Origin of the sequence: Gordonia westfalica, from assembly GCF_900105725.1 — a bacterium.
In the GTDB taxonomy this organism is placed as follows: domain Bacteria; phylum Actinomycetota; class Actinomycetes; order Mycobacteriales; family Mycobacteriaceae; genus Gordonia; species Gordonia westfalica.
Window position 1 is genome coordinate 3,330,312 of the sequence record NZ_FNLM01000034.1, and the last position, 17,245, is coordinate 3,347,556.

10 protein-coding genes are annotated in these 17,245 nt (G+C 68.3%); 8 read left to right on the top strand and 2 right to left on the bottom strand.

The window, feature by feature from the left end; all coding sequences use genetic code 11:
* Window positions 1-5: 5 nt before the first annotated feature.
* Together BLU62_RS20740 and mbtM are read right to left on the bottom strand one after the other, a co-directional pair.
* Window positions 6-758 (bottom strand): siderophore-interacting protein, encoded by a 753-nt coding sequence (locus BLU62_RS20740; protein ID WP_074851875.1) that lies wholly within the window; start codon window positions 756-758, stop codon window positions 6-8.
* A complete protein-coding gene (mbtM, locus tag BLU62_RS20745) occupies window positions 755-2,419 on the bottom strand; it encodes a long-chain-fatty acid--ACP ligase MbtM (RefSeq protein ID WP_074853055.1) in 1,665 nt (554 codons plus the stop codon). Before mbtM ends, BLU62_RS20740 begins: the two co-directional genes overlap by 4 nt.
* A gap of 389 nt (window positions 2,420-2,808) precedes the next feature.
* Here mbtM and BLU62_RS20750 point away from each other — a divergent pair, with 389 nt between their 5' ends.
* The 8 genes from BLU62_RS20750 (at window position 2,809) to BLU62_RS20785 (ending at window position 17,226) form a co-directional block, all read left to right on the top strand.
* The gene (locus BLU62_RS20750; protein WP_074851876.1) at window positions 2,809-6,525 is read left to right on the top strand and encodes a non-ribosomal peptide synthetase; all 3,717 of its coding nucleotides are present in this window, start codon (window positions 2,809-2,811) and stop codon (window positions 6,523-6,525) included.
* A 57-nt stretch (window positions 6,526-6,582) separates the two neighbouring features.
* Entirely contained in the window at window positions 6,583-7,191 is a 609-nt protein-coding gene (locus tag BLU62_RS20755; RefSeq protein ID WP_074851877.1) for a GNAT family N-acetyltransferase, read from the top strand.
* Between the two features lie 4 nt (window positions 7,192-7,195).
* Complete coding sequence (locus tag BLU62_RS20760; RefSeq protein WP_074851878.1) at window positions 7,196-8,998, top strand: IucA/IucC family protein; 1,803 nt, start codon at window positions 7,196-7,198, stop codon at window positions 8,996-8,998.
* Window positions 8,995-11,331, top strand: coding sequence for a penicillin acylase family protein (locus tag BLU62_RS20765; protein WP_074851879.1), 2,337 nt, complete (start codon window positions 8,995-8,997; stop codon window positions 11,329-11,331). Before BLU62_RS20760 ends, BLU62_RS20765 begins: the two co-directional genes overlap by 4 nt.
* Window positions 11,319-12,794 (top strand): condensation domain-containing protein, encoded by a 1,476-nt coding sequence (locus tag BLU62_RS20770; protein ID WP_074851880.1) that lies wholly within the window; start codon window positions 11,319-11,321, stop codon window positions 12,792-12,794. The genes BLU62_RS20765 and BLU62_RS20770 overlap by 13 nt, the downstream gene beginning before the upstream one ends.
* A gap of 67 nt (window positions 12,795-12,861) precedes the next feature.
* Entirely contained in the window at window positions 12,862-14,406 is a 1,545-nt protein-coding gene (locus BLU62_RS20775) for a pyridoxal phosphate-dependent decarboxylase family protein (RefSeq protein WP_074851881.1), read from the top strand.
* Window positions 14,403-15,719: a lysine N(6)-hydroxylase/L-ornithine N(5)-oxygenase family protein gene (locus BLU62_RS20780; RefSeq protein ID WP_074851882.1), complete on the top strand. Its 1,317-nt coding sequence runs from the start codon at window positions 14,403-14,405 to the stop codon at window positions 15,717-15,719. Before BLU62_RS20775 ends, BLU62_RS20780 begins: the two co-directional genes overlap by 4 nt.
* Before the next feature lie 430 nt (window positions 15,720-16,149).
* Complete coding sequence (locus BLU62_RS20785; RefSeq protein WP_074851883.1) at window positions 16,150-17,226, top strand: IS110 family RNA-guided transposase; 1,077 nt, start codon at window positions 16,150-16,152, stop codon at window positions 17,224-17,226.
* Window positions 17,227-17,245 lie beyond the last annotated feature (19 nt).

Here is a 17,245-nt window from a genome sequence, read left to right on the forward strand (position 1 = left end):
GCAGCTCAGGCGAAGGACTTGCCCGGAATCCAGTAGGCCTGCGCCTTCACCGACTTCTTGGGAATGCCGTACTCGTCCTTCAGCGCCTTCGCGACCGCGCGGGTACCGACCGAGTCCAGTGCCACCCAACCGAAGTGGTCCGCAGCATCGAAGGCCGCAGCGCGCACGGCGTCGACGAGTGCGGCACCGTCGCGCTCGCGGGCGATCCAGTGCACGGTGTCGTGGGCGCGCACACGGAGCGGCAACGACTTGTCGCTCTCGTGCTGGTATTCGAGCCAGATGGTCGCCGGTGTCGACGGGTTGTCCGACGCCTCGATGGCGTCGAGCAGTGAGTTGATCGCCGGCAGCGAGGCGGCGTCACCGGCGATGATCCAGCCTCGCGCGTCGCCGGGCATCGCGAACTTCGAGCCCATCACGGTGGCGTTGATCGTGTCACCGACCCTCGCCTCCTGCGCCCAGCGTGCCGCGATTCCGTCGTGGATCGCGAACTCGATGCCGAAGGTGTCGGCGGCAGGGTCGGCGTCGACCAGGGTGTAACCCCGTTGGTGGAGTTTGCCCGCGTCGTCGAACCACATCCGGATCCACATCGTGGGGTGCAGTGCCCGCTTCGCGAGGAGACCGCCGCCGGTGAACGTCAGGCGCACATAGTGATCGGTGACAGCCTCGGTGCCGGTCACGGTGAGCTCGAAGTCGTCGCCGCCGAGCAGCTTGAGGACCGCGCCCTGCCAGCCGCGACCCCTGGTCGCCACCTGACTCACTGCTGCCCGGCCGTTTCGAACGCCCCGTCCTCGATCATCTGCCGGGTCTCGAGGCGGCGGATCTTGCCCGAAGTGGTGCGCGGAACCGAGTCCGGCGCGACGAAGATCACGTCGGCGGGCATGATCCCGCACGCCGACGCCACCTCCGAGATGACCTCTGCGCGCGCCTTTTCCGGGTCCGACCCCTTGTACTCGGCGAGGATCACCAGACCCGGGCGCGACGACCCCTCGCCACGGGCCATCGCCACCACGCCACCACGCCGCACGCCGGCGACCTCGGCCGCCGCGCGCTCGATCTCGATCGGGAACAGGTTGCGCCCGGCGACGATGATGACCTCTTTGGCCCGTCCACAGATGACCAGCCGGTCGTCGATCAGGTAACCGAGGTCACCTGTGGAGAACCATTCCCCCGCACCGAGATCGGCGCCGCCGAGATAGCCGCGCATCATCGAGGCGCCACGGATCTCCACATGGCCCACGGAACGACCGTCGATGGTGGGAACGTCAACATTCGGTTCGACTATCCGAACCTGCATACCGCCCAGCGGTTTTCCGAGGATCGCGTAGCGGCGTCGGATGGGCTCGCCGCCGCCGGGCGGGGTCACGGTGACCTCGTCGTAGTGTGCACCCTCGCCGACGGCGGGCATGGTGACCGCGCACGCCGACTCGGCCATGCCGTAGGCGGGTGCCGCTGCCGACCGGCTGAATCCGAACGGCTCGGTCGCATCGAGGAACTTGTCGAAGGCGTCGGCGTCGATGGGCTCGCCGCCGCTGATCGCGACGCGGAGATTCGACAGGTCGATGTCGCGCAGGAGCTTTCCGTAGCGGCCGAGGATGTCGTAGGCGAAGTTCGGGGCCGCGGTGACGGTTGTCTTGGTCTCGGTCAGCCACTGCATCCATTTGAACGGCGCCGCCGCGAACGCGGTGTTCGGCACGATGTAGGTCGAGATGCCCGACGTCATACCGGCGAGGAGGAACATCAGTCCCATGTCGTGGTAGAGCGGCAGCCAGCTGAATCCGGTGTCGCGGGTGCGATGCAGGCCCAGTCGGCTGACGAGCTCGATCGCATTGGAGTAGACGGCCGACGCCGAGAGCACCGCGGTCTTGGGGTCACCGGTCGATCCGGCGGTGCCCTGCAGGACCGCGACGGTGTTGGTGTTGACGTTGCGGGCGACGAAGTCGCAGGTGTCGGCGGTGAGACCGAACTCGGAGACCCGGGCGATCTGCAACTGACCGTCGACCTTGGCGAGCAGATCGAGCTGGGAGCCGCTTCCCAGGACCGTGCCCACGCCGATCGAGACGAACCGCGAGTAGGTGGTCTCAGCCCATCGGTCCTCGTCTGCGCCGCGGATGGGTCCGGGGAGGATGCTCACCGGCACGCCGGCGAGCCAGGCGCCCTGGACCGCGGCGATCAGGTCGACGGTGGGATCGCCGATGAGCCCGACGGCCAGCGGCTCATGGAGCTTGCTGTCCGCGAGGAGCTGCACAGCGATCTGCTCGGCGCGTGCGTGGACCTCACGCCAGGGAGTGGTCACCCATTCGCCGGTGTCGGAGTCCAGCACAGACAGCGTCGTGTCCCCGGCCGTCATCGCCTCTCGGACGGTGGCTGCGAGGGTATTGGTCGAACCGGTTTCCTCCAGGACCACGCTGCTCTGCGACATACTCATTCCCCGTTCCCACCGACCGCGGCGTCGGCTGTGTCGTTCATCTGTCGAATGGCGTCCACTGCGCCGGAGCGCGCGGACCGCAAGGGTCGCGGCGGCCGGATTGACCTCGCCGCCCTTGGGTAGGTTAGCCTAATCTCTGTAACGCACAAGAGGCGGACCGATGCTCGTTGCGGCGTGATTCAGATCATCTGGTGAGATGGCAGGCAATAACTTAGGCTTACCTAAGTTTGCCCCGAAGCGCGGCGCCCCGAGTGACGGGCCTCGACCAGGTCGATCACGCGGGCTCGGGCATTGGGTCGAGCGAGTAGTTAGTATAACCTACCCTAAATTGACTTGTTCACCTGCGTAACAGATGTTCCCGAACCGCGAGAGGCAATCGGCTGATGGCCACGAATTCTGAGATGACATCCCGCATCACGGACCGCGCCAGTTCAGCCGACATCCGAGCCGAGGTCGCGACCGCCCTCGGCGTGGCCCCGGAGTCACTCGACCCCGACCAGGACCTCATCGCCCAGGGACTCGACTCCCTGCGGATGATGCGATTGGCCGGCACCTGGCGCAAACGCGGCATCGACATCGACTTCGCCCGCCTCGCCGCCCAACCCACCCTCAACGCCTGGACCGAGATGATCACCGCCGGCGCCGCACCGGGCCCGGAGACCGCCGCCGCGGCCACACCCCCGGGCCCCGCGGTGCCGGACATCCGCGGTGAAGTCGCCACCGCCCTCGGCGTGGCCCCGGAGTCACTCGACCCCGACCAGGACCTCATCGCCCAGGGACTCGACTCCCTGCGGATGATGCGATTGGCCGGCACCTGGCGCAAACGCGGCATCGACATCGACTTCGCCCGCCTCGCCGCCCAACCCACCCTCAACGCCTGGACGATGCTTCTCGGCGGTCCCGCGACACCCGCGGAGACCACCGGCTCGCCGGAAACCGTCGATCCCACAGCACCTTTCCCGCTGGCGCCGATGCAGCACGCGTACTGGATCGGACGGTCCGACAGCCATGCCTTCGGCAACGTCGCCGCGCACCTCTACATCGAATTCGACGGCCACGACCTCGATCCCGACCGCTTCACCACTGCCATGGGCGAGCTGATGCAGCGTCACCCCATGCTGCGGGTCCTCGTCCTCCCCGACGGCACGCAGGTCGTCGGACCCGCGCATCCCGAGGCCATCGCCGTCCACGACCTCCGCAGCCAGTCGGCCGAGATGGTCGAGGCGATCCTCAACGAAAAGCGTTCACACGGAACGCATCGCAGCCTCCCTGTCGAGGAGGGCGCAGTCATCCGCGCGGAGCTGAGCCTGCTCCCCGACGGCTCCACCCGGGTACACCTCGACGTCGACATGATCGCCGCCGACGCCATGAGCTACCGCGTGCTCGTCGACGACTTCGCACGTCTGTACCGCGGCGAGACCCTGCCCGAACTCGGTGTCACGTTCGCGACGATCACGGCGGACCGCACCTCACGCGAGGTCCGCGACGAAGACCTCGCATGGTGGCGCGAGCGCATCCCTCATCTGCCCGGACCGCCCGAACTCCCGCTCGACGATCGCGCCGCCCGGGGAGAGGTCGAGCCGCGCAGTGTGCGCCTCCACCACTCGGTCTCCGCCTCCGAATGGAAGCGCCTCGAAGAGCACGCGCATCGTCGAGGAGTGACGCCGGCGGCGGCGGTGGCGGCGGTGTTCGCCGAGGCCGTGGGCACCCATGCCGCGAACTCGCGCTTCCTGCTGACGATTCCGTTGTTCGACCGTCCGCAGATCCACGCCGACGTCGAACGCGTGGTCGGCGACTTCACCTCGTCGATCCTCGTCGACGTCGACCTCGGTGAATCGGCGACGCTGGCCGAACGCGCCCGTCAGATGCGTTCGTCTATGCATGACGCGGCCGCGCACGGGTCGATGAGCGGCCTCGACGTCCTCCGCGAACTCGGTCGCGCGCGAGGCGAATCCGTCGTCTCACCGGTCGTGTTCACCAGCGCACTCGGACTCGGCGACCTGTTCTCCACGCAGGCCACCGACGTGCTCGGCGATCCCGCCTGGATCGTCTCGCAGGGCCCCCAGGTGCTGCTCGACGCGCAGGTCACCGAGATCGCCGGCGGCCTGCTCCTCAACTGGGACGTCCGGGTGTCCGACCTGGACGAGACCACCGCCCGCGCGATGTTCGACTACTACGTCCGGCTGCTCGGGCTCCTCGTCGACGGCGAGTGGGATGTCCCGGCGCCCGATCCGGTCGCCGATGAAGTCCGCGCACAACGCCTTTCGGTCGAGAATCCCCTCCCGGACACCGACGCCTTCGACGGCACCCTGCACGGCACGATCTTCGGTCGCGCGGCGGAGCGGCCCGCCGACCCGGCGGTCATCACCGACGACCGCACCTGGACGCACGGCGAACTCACCGACGAGGCGCTCCGCGTGGCAGGCGCACTGACCGCAGCGGGTGTCCGCAACGGCGACACCGTCGTCGTCAACCTGCCCAAGGGCGGAGACCAGGTCGTGGCTGCACTCGCCGTGCTCTCGGTGGGCGCCGCGTACGTGCCGATCGCGCCGACGCAGCCCGCTTCCCGGCGGGACCGGATCGTGTCGATCGCCGGTCCGCGCGCCGTGCTCACCGCCGACGTCGACGCCTGGGCGGGCACCGACGGGCCTGCCGTCATCGACATGACGCACGCGCGCACCGCGACGCCGGCCCGGCCCGCCGCCGTGTCCGGCGACGCTCTGGCCTACATCCTGTTCACGTCCGGCTCGACGGGACTGCCCAAGGGCGTCCAGGTTCCGCACCGAGCCGCGGTGGCCACCATCACCGACCTGGTCGATCGCTATTCGCTCGACGCCCGCGACCGCAGCCTCCAGGTGTCCTCGCTCGAGTTCGATCTCTCCGTCTTCGACATCTTCGGCCTCCTGGCGGTCGGCGGAGCCGTGGTGGTGCCCGGCGACGACGAGCGCACCAGGGTCGACGACTGGGTCCGCCTTCTCGCCGAACACTCGGTGACCGTTCTCAACTGCGTCCCGTCGATCCTCGGCATGATCCTCGACATCGGTTCGCTGCCCGCGTCGATGCGGACGATCATCATGGGCGGGGACAAGGTCGACGTCTCGCTGCTCGATCGTGTTGCCGCACAATTGCCCGACTGCCGGGTCGCCGGCCTGGGCGGTACCACCGAGACCGCGATCCACTCCACGATCTGCGAGGCGGCCGACGTACCGGCCGGGATGGCCTTCGTCCCCTACGGTGTCCCGCTGCGCGGGGTCCGTTGCCGGGTCGTCGACGAGACCGGCCGCGATCGTCCCGACCTCGTCCCCGGCGAGTTGTGGATCGGCGGCGCCGGTGTCGCCGACGGCTACCGCGGGGACCCCGAGCGCACCGCCGACCGTTTCGTCTCCCACGACGGCGAACAGTGGTACCGGACAGGTGATCTCGCCAGGTACCTGCCGGGCGGTTTCCTCGACTTCCTCGGCCGCGCCGATCACATGGTGAAGGTCCGCGGTTACCGGGTGGAGCTCGGCGAGGTAGAGGCCGGACTCCTCGGGCTCGACGAGGTCGGCTCCGCGGTCGCCTGGTCCGACGGCCGTGACCTGCGTGCCGCCGTCGTCCCCGCCGCAACGCGGGTCGACGAGGACGCGATCCTGTCCGGACTCGCCGAAGCGCTTCCACCGCACATGATCCCGCGGTCGGTCACCGTCCTGGACGCACTACCTCTGACGGCGAACGGGAAGTACGACCGCAAGGCCCTGGCCGCCATGACCGACAATTCGGACAGCGAACCGACCGTCGTCGCTCCGCGCACGCCGCTCGAGGAGGCGCTCGTCGTCATCTTCTCCGAGGTGCTCCCGGTCCGGCCGATCGGCGTCACCGAGGATTTCATCTCCCTCGGCGGCGACTCGGTCCAGGCCACCCGCCTCGTGGCGCTGTCCCGCACGTGGCTCGACGCCCCGCGACTCTCGGTCGCCGACATCTTCGGCCACCGGACCATCGCGGGTCTCGCCGAGCGGCTCACCGCCCTCGACGGTCCCCGCGTCACGCGCGTCGCCGAGATGCTCCTCGACGTGGTGGCCCTCTCCGACGAACAGGTGGATGCCGAGCTCGCCGGCACTTGACCCAAGCGGTCGGCCCCGCATCCACCACGCCCCAGACACCACGACAGCAAAGGCATCATGACCACTTCATCGGCACCCACGTACGACCTGAACTCCGTCGACCTCGACGACGTGTCGCACGCCGCCACGGTCCACGGATGGCTCACCCATCCGAAGGCCAAGTACTGGGACATGCTCGAGAGTTCGGTGGCCGATGTGGAGAAGATGATCCGCGACACCGCGGATGCGACCGCCGGCACACCCTACGGAATGCGCCTGGGGTACCACGACGGGAACCCGCAGTTCCTCTTCGAACTGTACGATCCGCGGACCAGCGAACTCGCCGACCCGGCAAGCGGTTACGTGCACGCCGAGGGCGACATCGGGATGCATCTCCTGGTCGCGCACGCCGAGCAGGCCCTGCCCGGGTTCACCGGCGCGGTGATGCTGCACATCATGCGCACGGCGATCCTCGAGGTCGGCGCCGCACGCGTGGTCGTCGAACCCGACGTCCGCAACACCGCGGTTCACCGGCTCAATGCGAGCGTCGGCTTCCAGGTCGACGGCGACTACCCGGTCGGCAACAAGACCGCACACCTGAGCTACTGCACGCGAGACGACTTCGTCCGCGTCACCGCCGGCGGTACCACCGTCGGCGCCGTCGAGGTGACGGACCTGGGAGCGTAAACCCTTGACCATCCAGGAATTCCGCACCGCGCGGCCAACGGCGCCAGCCGAGGCGACGTCCCATCGGCAGACCTACCACGTCAGGATCGCCCGCAAGATCCTGGCCGAGTTCTCTCACGAACGTGCACTGACACCCGTCGCGACCGGACCCGGCAGCTACGTGGTCGCGTCCGCCGACGGTCGCACCGAATACCACTTCCGCGCCGAGATCCTCTCCCTGGAGAACTGGGCCGTCGACGAGTCCTCACTGCGCCGTGTTCGCGACGGTGAAGAACTACCCGTCGATGCGATCGCGCTCGTGATCGACCTCGCGCCGATGCTCGGCATCGGACCCCAGGCGCTGCCGGACTACCTCGAGGAGTTCATCAACACCCTCGCGCTCAGCGCGGACCGCCCCGACGAACTGCGCATCAGCGCAGCCGATCTCGCACGTGCCGACTTCCAGACCATCGAGAAGGCGATGACCGAGGGCCACCCCTGCATCGTCGCGAACGCCGGGCGTCTGGGGTTCAGCGCCGACGACGTCGTGCACTACGCGCCGGAGGTGGGCAACCCGTTCCGGCTCGTCTGGGTCGCGGCCCGCCGGGAGGACTGCGACGTCGCGACGGTCGGCGACGTCGACTACGACGCCATGCTCGTCGACGAACTGGGCTCCGAGACCCTCGCGGATTTCGACGCCGTCCTCCGCGAATCCGGTTGCGATCCGGACGATTACCGCTACCTCCCGGTGCACCCGTGGCAGTGGGTGGAGAAGGTCGAGAAGCTGTATTCGGCCGACATCGCCGATCGGCGCATCGTGTGGGTCGGCGAGAGCCCCGATGTGTACCAGGCCCAGCAGTCGATCCGCACCGTGTTCAACGCGACGACACCTACCCGGAACTATGTGAAGGTCGCCCTGTCGATCGTCAACATGGGCTTCACCCGCGGTATGTCCGCCGACTACATGCGCACCACCCCGTTGATCAACAACTGGGTGCGCGGCCTGGTGGCCGACGACCCGTACCTGTCGGCCATCGGATTCGAGATGATCTACGAGGTCGCGGCCGTCGGTTACCGCAGCCCGACGTTCACCCCGATCACCCAGCCGGGTTCGGAGTACCGCAAGATCCTCTCCGCCCTGTGGCGGCAGAGCCCCATCCCGCTCACCGGTGCGGGCGAACAACTCTCGACCATGGCGGCGCTCCTGCACCTCGATCACCACGGGGATCCGCTGGTCGGCGCGTTCATCGAGAGGTCCGGAATCCCCGCGGCCGAGTGGGTGCGGCGTTACCTACGCACCTACCTGCACCCGATCACGTACCTGCTCTACCGCTACGAGCTGAAGTTCTCCCCGCACGGTGAGAACCTGATCCTCGTCCTCGACAACGGGGTCCCGTTGCGGGCGATCCTCAAGGACATCGGCGAGGAGGTGTCGGTGTTCGGCGAGCCGGAAGGTCTACCGGAGAACTGCTCCCGCGTCCTCACCACCGAACCCGACGAGATCCGCAACCTCGGTGTGCTGTCGGATGTCTTCGACGACTTCCTGCGACCGCTCGCGGCGATCCTGCACACCCATCGAATCGTCTCCGACGATGAGTTCTGGGGCCTGGTCGCCGAGAGCCTGCGCGAGTTCGTCGCGGGCCATCCCGATCTCGACGAGCAGTTCGCGAAATGGGATCTGTTCGCACCGGAGTTCGGTGCGGTGCACATGAACGGTCTGCAGTTGCGCAACAACAAGCGCATGGTCGACATCGAGGACTCGTACGCGTCACTCATCGACGCCGGACACCGGCTCGTCAATCCCGTCGCCGATCGGGGACGCCGATGACCGTCATGACCCCGGCATCCGGGACACCCACCGCGGAGATCCTCCGCGACGCCCACGGCATCCCGCACGTCCTGGCCTCGACCCCCGCCGGCGCACTGTACGGCCAGGGCCGCGCCTGCGGCCAGGATCGCCGGTGGCAGATCGAGTTCATGCGGCTGCGCGCCGAGGGCCGTACCGCCGAGGTGTTCGGGGCGTCCTGCATCGAGTGGGACACCTTCGCCCGGCGCGCCCGGCTCGACGCGGTGGCCGAACGGATCTACCTCGCCTCGTCGGAGCGCACGCGGAACCTGCTGCGCGCGTATGCCGACGGCGTCAACAGCACTCTCTTCGACACCGAGACCACCGCTCCCGCGCCGGAACTCGCGGCGCTCGACCATGCTCCGGAGCCGTGGCAGCCGTGGACGCCGATCTCGGTCTTCATCATGCACCACGTGCTGTTCGGCCGGTTCACCACGAAGCTGTTCCGCCTCCACGCCTGTCGCACCACCGGTCTGAATGCGTTGCGGTTCTGGGCCTTCGAGGACAGCGAGAACGACGCGACCGTGCCGCGGATGCCCGACGAGGAGTTCCTCCGCGAGATCCTGGACCTCACCCGGCCCACACCGGTCGGCGAATCCCCGGCAGGCGAGTCCGTCGATCTCGGCGACCCGATGTCGGGCAGCAACGCGTGGGGCGTGTCCGCAGGACGCAGCGCCACCGGCTCCCCCATCGTCGCCGGTGATCCGCACCGTTTCCTCGAGCTGCCCGGGATCTATCAGCAGTTCCACCTGGCCTCGACCGACCCGGCGCAGTCCTTCGACATCGCCGGATTCGCCTTCGCGGGTGTACCCGGTGTTCCGCACTTCGCGCAGACCGACGAGATCGCCTGGGGCATCACGAATGCGATGGCCGACTACCAGGACCTCTACGTCGAGCGCCTGACCCGCGACGAGACGGGCTCGCTCCTCGTCGAGGTTCCCGGCGGGAGCCGAGTCCCGGCGTCGGTCCGCCTCGAGCAGATCGACGTCCGCAACGCCGAACCCGTTGCGGTCGAGGTGATCACCACACCGAACGGCGCCATCGTCTTCGGCGGTCCGGACGAGCCGTTCGCGATCAGCCTGCGTTCGCCGTTGCTGTCGGAGGACGTCACCTTCGACGCCCCGCTCGACCTGCTGTTCGCCCGATCCGTCGCCGACGTCGAATCCGCGCTGTCGGCGTGGGTCGAGCCGGTGAACCGGGCCGTCATCGCCCACGTCGACGGGACGACGGCCACCCACGTCGCAGGCCGCGTACCGGTCCGGGCACCCGAGAACTACTGGCTCCCGGTCCCCGGCTGGGACGCGCGCTACCAGTGGCAGGGCTACGAGACCGGGTCGCTCGGCGATCCCGGGTTCGACGCGACACTCGGCGACGGGGACGTCACCGTGACCGCGAATCAACGGCTGTCCGCAGTTCCCGCCTTGCAACCGGTCACGACCGAATGCGTGGAGATGTTCCGGGCCGACCGGATCACCACTCGTCTCGAGGAACTCGACGCGGTCAGTCCCGAGGACTGCGCGAATATCCACCGCGACATCGTCCTCGACCAGGCCGCGGTGGTCCAGGATCTCCTCGGCCGGGTGGTGGGCAACACCCCTGCCGCCGAGGATGTCCGGCAGCGCGTCCTCGCCTGGGACCGCGTCATGGCCGCCGACAGCACCGACGCCTTCCTGTTCGCCGAGTTCCGCAGCCAGCTCGTGTTCGGTGTCGCACGTACCGACGTGCTGGCGCCGCTGCGCGGTCCGCACGGATTCCCCGCCGTGTTCCAGCCGTGGTTCGTCCCCGAACCCCGCCTGGCCACGGCGATCACCACGGTGATCGGCAACGCCCGGCTGATCGGTGTCGACATCGAGGAGGTCGCGCTCGCGGCCCTCGACGCCGTCGTCGCGCGCACCGAGGCGGTCGGCCGTGTCCCGAGCTGGGGCAGCGTGCACGTGCTCGCCCCGATCCACGGTTTCGATCTCGTCGGTGCGTCACCCGCGCATCCGGAGTTGTTCGCCGCCCTCCGGCCCACTCCGCTTCCGCTCGCCGGGGATTCGGAATGCGTCTTCGCCAATGCATCCGCGGTCGGCACACACGTGTGCATCACGGGGTCCGCAGCACGCTATGTCTGGGATCTCTCCGACCCGCACGCCAGTCGCTGGGTGGTGCCGCTCGGAGCCTCCGGCGACCCGGGTTCCGAGCACTTCCAGGACCAGGCCCGGCTGTGGGCGGACGGCCGGCTCATCCCGGTCGCCCGCGACTGGGATGCCCTGCGCGCACAGCACTCCACCACCACCGCCACTTCGACAGAGGGGGAACCGTGCCCACGTTGACCGAAGCGCGACTCACGCTGCTGCGCCGACGGATCGCGGAAACCGGCGATGCCCTGTCCGGTGATGCCCTGTCCGGTGATGCCCTGTCCGGCGTGGTCCGGCCCGATACGGGTACCGAGACCGCCGCACTCTTCGGAGAGTTCGGCATCGCCGAACGCCGGATGTGGAAGATCTACGAACTCGATCCGGAATCGTTGTCCCACAACATCGGTCTCGTCCTGGAGTTCGCGGGCGATCGGACCGTCGAGTCGGTGATCGCCGCCGCCGAACTGCTCGTCGAACGATTCGACGTGCTGCGGTCGGTGGTCGAGGTCGACGATGCCGGCGTACCGCGTCGCGTGCCGTCACCGCGCCAAGGACATTGGGATGCAACGCGTTCGGTCTGGACCTGGGGTCACGACGGCGCTGTATCCGACTCTGCCGAGATCGACGCGGTGGCAACCCGGATGACCCGCACCCCGTTCGATCTGTTCACCGAGGTGCCGATGCGTCTTCGTGTCTCGGGACGAGACGGACAGGTGACGATGATCCTGGTGGTTCACCACCTGGCCGTCGACGACACCTCCTGGCCGCTGCTGCTCGGCACCCTGGTGTCCGGCGAGTGGCCCGGCGACATCGAAGCCGACGCCCGTCCCGCAACGCCGGACAACGCCACCGCGGCCGAGGCGACCGACGCCGCGGTTCGGCATGCGGTGTCGAGCTGGGCCGCAGCGGACGTCCGCCATCCCCTGTCGGGCGAACTGCCCGCGGAGAGCGCGGCCGAGAGCTGGTTGTCGCCGATGGACGACCGCGAGGGCATCAAGGTCTCCGCCCCGGTCGCCGACGAATCGCTCACCGCGTTCGACCGGGTCGCGCAGACCGTCGGTGCCACCCCCAATGCGCTCCTCATCGGGGTGTGCTCGCTGGCCACCTTCGCGCTGACCGGGTCGCCCGACCATGTGCTCGTGGTCCCGGCCGACAACCGCCGACGCCCGCAGTCACCGCAGCACATCGGCTACTGCGGCAACATCATCCCGATGCGTTTCCGCATCGACCCGGCCGCGAGCGTCGAGCAGACCCTCCGGGACGCCGGCTCGGTCATCTACCGGGCGATGGAACACTCCGGCACCGACTTCGGTCCGATCCTCACCGCACTCCGCCATCAGGGCGGACGGTTCCCGGTCATGGAGATCATGGCCTCGGTGCGTCCCGCGCCGTTGCGCGGTATCGCCCAGACCGACGACGCGCCGGTCACCTGCCGTTCGGTCTTCAACGGGATCGCCAACTATCCACTGTCGATCGCCTTCGAGGCCGACGACCACTCCACCCACGTGGAGGTCGATCACCAGCCCGGAATCGTTCCCGACCACATCGCCGCCCGCGCAACCGGGGTGTTGACCGCACTCGTAAATCTCATCCCGACCGCTCTGGCCGGAACTGTCGCCGAACTCCTCGCGTACCTCGACCGACGAGTCCCCGCATGACGGCCCGGCACTCGCACGACGACTCAGCACATGACCGCACGACCGCCGAAAGTCCAGGGGGAACTCAGTGATCGAAGACCGCAAGTCCGCATGGGGGGCTTCCCGTTTCGCCCGCCCCGGGACCGGCTGGGCGGACGTGGGTCGCGGTCTCGCCGAGGCCGCCGAGTCGGTCGCGGCGCACCACCACGGAGCCCCGCTCCCCACCGGCGATCCGGTGTCGGTACTGGCTGCGGTCACAGAAACGCTCGGTGGCAACGCGATCCCCGATTCCGGGATCGGCGAGTCGGAGGCCCTCTCCCGGCTGGCGCGCCTGGTGGCGGAGTTCGGACTCGACCTCACCCACCCGCTGACCGCAGCTCACCTGCAGCCGGCACCACTGTCGGTCGCGGTCGCCGCGGATGCGCTCGCCAGCGCCACCAATGCCTCGCTGGACACCTACGATTCGGGCCCCGCCACCCTCGCCCTGGAGACCTGGACCGTGCAGTCGCTGGCCCGCATGGCCGGCTTCGGCGAGCAGGCCGGCGGTGTCTTCAGCCCGGGCGGCTCCATCTCGAATCTGCTGGCGCTCATGATCGCCCGCGATCACACTGCCGCCCGGCGCGGGATCGACGTCCGGCAGGACGGCGTCGGCGCACTGCATCGCCCGGTGGTCTTCTGTTCCCGTGTCGCCCACTTCTCCGTGCATCGTGCCTGTGCCGCACTGGGCCTCGGGGAATCCGCGGTCATCCCGGTGGAGGTCGACGCACATCACCGGATGATCCCGGAGGCACTCGAGACCGCGATTCGTCAGGCCGGCGACGTCACCCCGCTCGCGATCGTCGCCACAGCCGGCACCACCGATTTCGGAACCGTCGATCCGTTGCCCGAGATCGCCGACATCGCCGAACGCCATGAGATCTGGATGCACGTCGACGCCGCCTACGGCTTCGGCACGCTGTTCTCCGATCGCCTGTCCGGGCTTCTGACGGGCGTCGACCGCGCGGACTCGGTGACCCTCGACCTGCACAAGGTCGGCTGGCAGCCCGCGGCCGCCAGCCTCATGCTGCTGTCCGACGCCAATCGCTTTGTGTCGCTGAATCGTTCGGTCGCCTATCTGAACCCGGACGACGACGTCGAGGCCGGCTACAGCGGCCTCCTCGGCCAGACCCTGCAGACCACCCGCCGACCTGACGTACTGAAGGTCGCCGCCACCCTGATGGCCTACGGGCGTAGCGAACTCGGCGCGATGCTCGACCGCTGCAACGACCTCGCGGTGTACGCCGAACAGCGGGTGGCCACCGAACTCCAGCTGGAACTGGTCGCTCCGGTCACGCTGACCACCATCGTCTTCCGTTACCGCTGCGCCGACCTCGACGCGGTCAACGGCGAACTGCGGCGCCGACTCATCACCGACGGCAAAGCACTGATCGGCCGGACCCAGGTACGGCTGCCCGGCGAGGACGAACCCCAGACCTGCCTGAAGCTGACCCTTCTGAACCCCGAGACCGCCGAGAGCGACATCGACGATCTGTTCGACGAACTCCTCCGTCTCGCAATCGAAGTGGAATCCGAGAGCACCTCGGTCTCCAGCAGCCAGGCCCACAGTGAAGAAATGGTGAGGGTGTCGGAATGACCCGAGTAGAGAATGTAGATGTACTGGCGATCGGCTGCGGTCCGTTCAATCTGGGACTCGCCGCGCTGGGGTCGACCGTCGAGGACCTCGACGTGCTCGTCGTGGACTCCCGCGAGGAGTTCCGGTGGCATCCGGGCCTCATGTTCGACGAGGCCCGACTACAGGTGGGCTTCCTGTCGGACCTGGTGACCCTGGTCGATCCGACTCACCCGATGTCGTTCCTGAACTACATGGCCGACACCGACCGGATGTACCGGTTCCTGGTGCGCGAGAGCTTCTACCCCTCTCGCGTCGAGTACGAGGCCTACCTGCTCTGGTGTATCGAGCGACTCGACTCCCTGCGCTGGGGCACCACCGTCACCGAGGTCAACTGGGATGACGAGGCCGACGCCTTCCGCGTCTCCCTCGTCTCCGGCGGCGCGACGTCGACCGTGATCGCCCGCCACGTCGTCGTGGGCGTCGGCACCGAACCGTTTGTGCCGGAATCGTTGTCGTCGGAGTCGTCGGCGGTCGTGCACAGCTCGGACTACCTGTACCACCAGGACAAGGCTCATGCCGCCGACTCGGTGACCGTCATCGGGTCGGGACAGTCGGGCGCGGAGATCGTGGTCGACCTGCTCGAGGCGAATCTCCGCGGCGGCCCGGCCGTCCGCTGGTGGACCCGCACCCCGTGGTTCGCCCCGCTCGACTTCACCAAGATGTCGCTGGAGATGACCACCCCGGCGTACATGGATTACTTCCACAGCCTGCCGGAAGAGGCCCGCGACCGGATCCGCCCGCAGCACTGGCAGTTCCACAAGGGCGTCTCCACCGACACCCTCGAGCGGGTGCACGAGCTGCTGTACCAGCGTCAGCTGCGGGAGAAGCTCAACCCCGCCCAGCTGCGTATCTCGACCGAGGTCGAGGGCATCGACACCCTCGCCGACGGCAAGCTCCGCGTCCGCGGACGTCACCTGGACACGGGGAGCCAACTCGCGCACACCACCGACATGGTGATCGCCTGCACCGGTTACCGCGCCCGCCAGACCCCGTTCCTGACCCCCATCGAGTCGCAGCTGCACCGTGATTCGCGCGGACGCCTCGTCGTCGGCGCCGCTCACCAGGTGGAAACCGAGCCCGCACTGGCCAACCGGTTGTTCCTGGCGAACGCCGAGGAGCACGCGGTCGGCGTCTCGGCCCCCAACCTCGACATCGGCGCGGTCCGCAACGCCCGAATCCTCAACTCCGTCATGGGCCGCGAGGTGTACCGCCTGCCGAAGGACACCGCCTTCACGGCATTCGGCGTCGACGACTCCGACGACATCGTCGGCTAGATACGAACCCTCGCTCCCTGCGGGCGAGGAGCCCCCTTGCTCCCTGAGGTGCGAGGAGCGTAAGCGACGCCTCCCTCCCCTCCCTGAGGTGCGAGGAGCCCCATTGCTCCCTGAGGTGCGAGGAGCGTAAGCGACGAGCCTCGAAGGGTTGGTGAGATGACCTCGCCAGCCCTTCGAGGCAGTGAGAATGGGCGTGGGTGGTCGACCGGGTCTGGGTCTGACTTACTTCGAGGCTGACGGTTGCTGTCATGAGCGAGATGTGTCGGCCCGGAACCTGCGGTCGGCTACCCGCGCCATGAGACCTGAGGGCCGGGGCGGGTGTGACTTGATTAGGACCCTGTCTGGCTGGTGGGCCGTGACTCTTCACTGTCCTGTCCACCCGCCCCGGTGAGGTCATCCAACACACGAGTGTGAAGGAGACACCACCACGATGACCCCGACCATGATCGATACGCAAGTCGTTGTCCTGGGCGTGGATACCCATCAACGCACCCACCACGCCGCCATTGTCGCCGCCGACGGCCGTCCGCTGTCCGATCGCGAGTTCCCGACCACCACTGCCGGCTACACCGAGATGTGGCAGTGGGCCTGTGGTTTCGGCCGGATCGAGCACGCCGCGGTGGAGTCCAGCGCCTCCTACGGGGCCGGATTGACCCGCATGCTCACCGACCATGGGGTGACGGTCATCGAGGTCAACACCCCGGACCTACCGCGCCGTTACGCCCACGGCAAGACCGATCAACTCGACGCCTACGCCGCGGCGATGGCGGTCATCACCGGGCGTGCCACCGCGGTCGCCAAAGACACCCGCGGCGCGGTCGAATCGATCCGAATGCTCACCCTGGCACGGACTTCGGCGGTGGAAGAGGCCACCCGGATCGGTAACCAGATCCGCGACCTGTGCACCACCGCACCAGTGGAGTTCGCCGACCAGGCCCGCCAGGCACGCACCATCGCTGCGCGGGCAGCGTTCATCGCGGGTCTACCCGTACCAGCGGACACCGCTGAGCTGCCCGGGCCGGCCGCGGCGTTCGTACGTGCCGCACGTTCACTGCTCGAGCGTCACCGACTCGCCCAACGCGAGGTCGGTTCGTTGACCCGCGAACTCGAGCGGCTGCTGGCCACGGTGGTGCCGACCCTGTTGTCCCGACCGCAGATCGGACCAGTCACCGCCGCACGACTGGTGATCACCGCCGGTGACAACGTGGAGCGGATGCGCACCGAGGCGACGTTTGCCAAACTCGTCGGCGCCGCACCGCTACCGGCATCCTCGGGCAAGACCAGCCGTCACCCACTCAACCGGGGTGGAGACAGGCAAGCCAACAGTGCTCTGCACATGATCGCGGTCGGCCGGATGAAATCCCACGCACCCACCCGCGCCTACGTCGAGCGGCGTTCCGCGGAACACAAAACGAAGAAAGACATCATCCGCTGCCTCAAGCGCTACATCGCCCGCGAAGTGTTCCGCGACCTCACCACCGACCTCGGAACCCTTGACAAGCTATAGGACCGTCTCGCTGCGCTCG

Coding starts and splice junctions, on each gene's coding strand:
- BLU62_RS20780 (WP_074851882.1), top strand. CDS start 14,403: ATGACCCGAGTAGAGAATGTAGATGTACTGGCGATCGGCTGCGGTCCG.
- BLU62_RS20755 (WP_074851877.1), top strand. CDS start 6,583: ATGACCACTTCATCGGCACCCACGTACGACCTGAACTCCGTCGACCTC.
- BLU62_RS20750 (WP_074851876.1), top strand. CDS start 2,809: ATGGCCACGAATTCTGAGATGACATCCCGCATCACGGACCGCGCCAGT.
- BLU62_RS20785 (WP_074851883.1), top strand. CDS start 16,150: ATGACCCCGACCATGATCGATACGCAAGTCGTTGTCCTGGGCGTGGAT.
- mbtM (WP_074853055.1), bottom strand. CDS start 2,419: ATGTCGCAGAGCAGCGTGGTCCTGGAGGAAACCGGTTCGACCAATACC.
- BLU62_RS20765 (WP_074851879.1), top strand. CDS start 8,995: ATGACCGTCATGACCCCGGCATCCGGGACACCCACCGCGGAGATCCTC.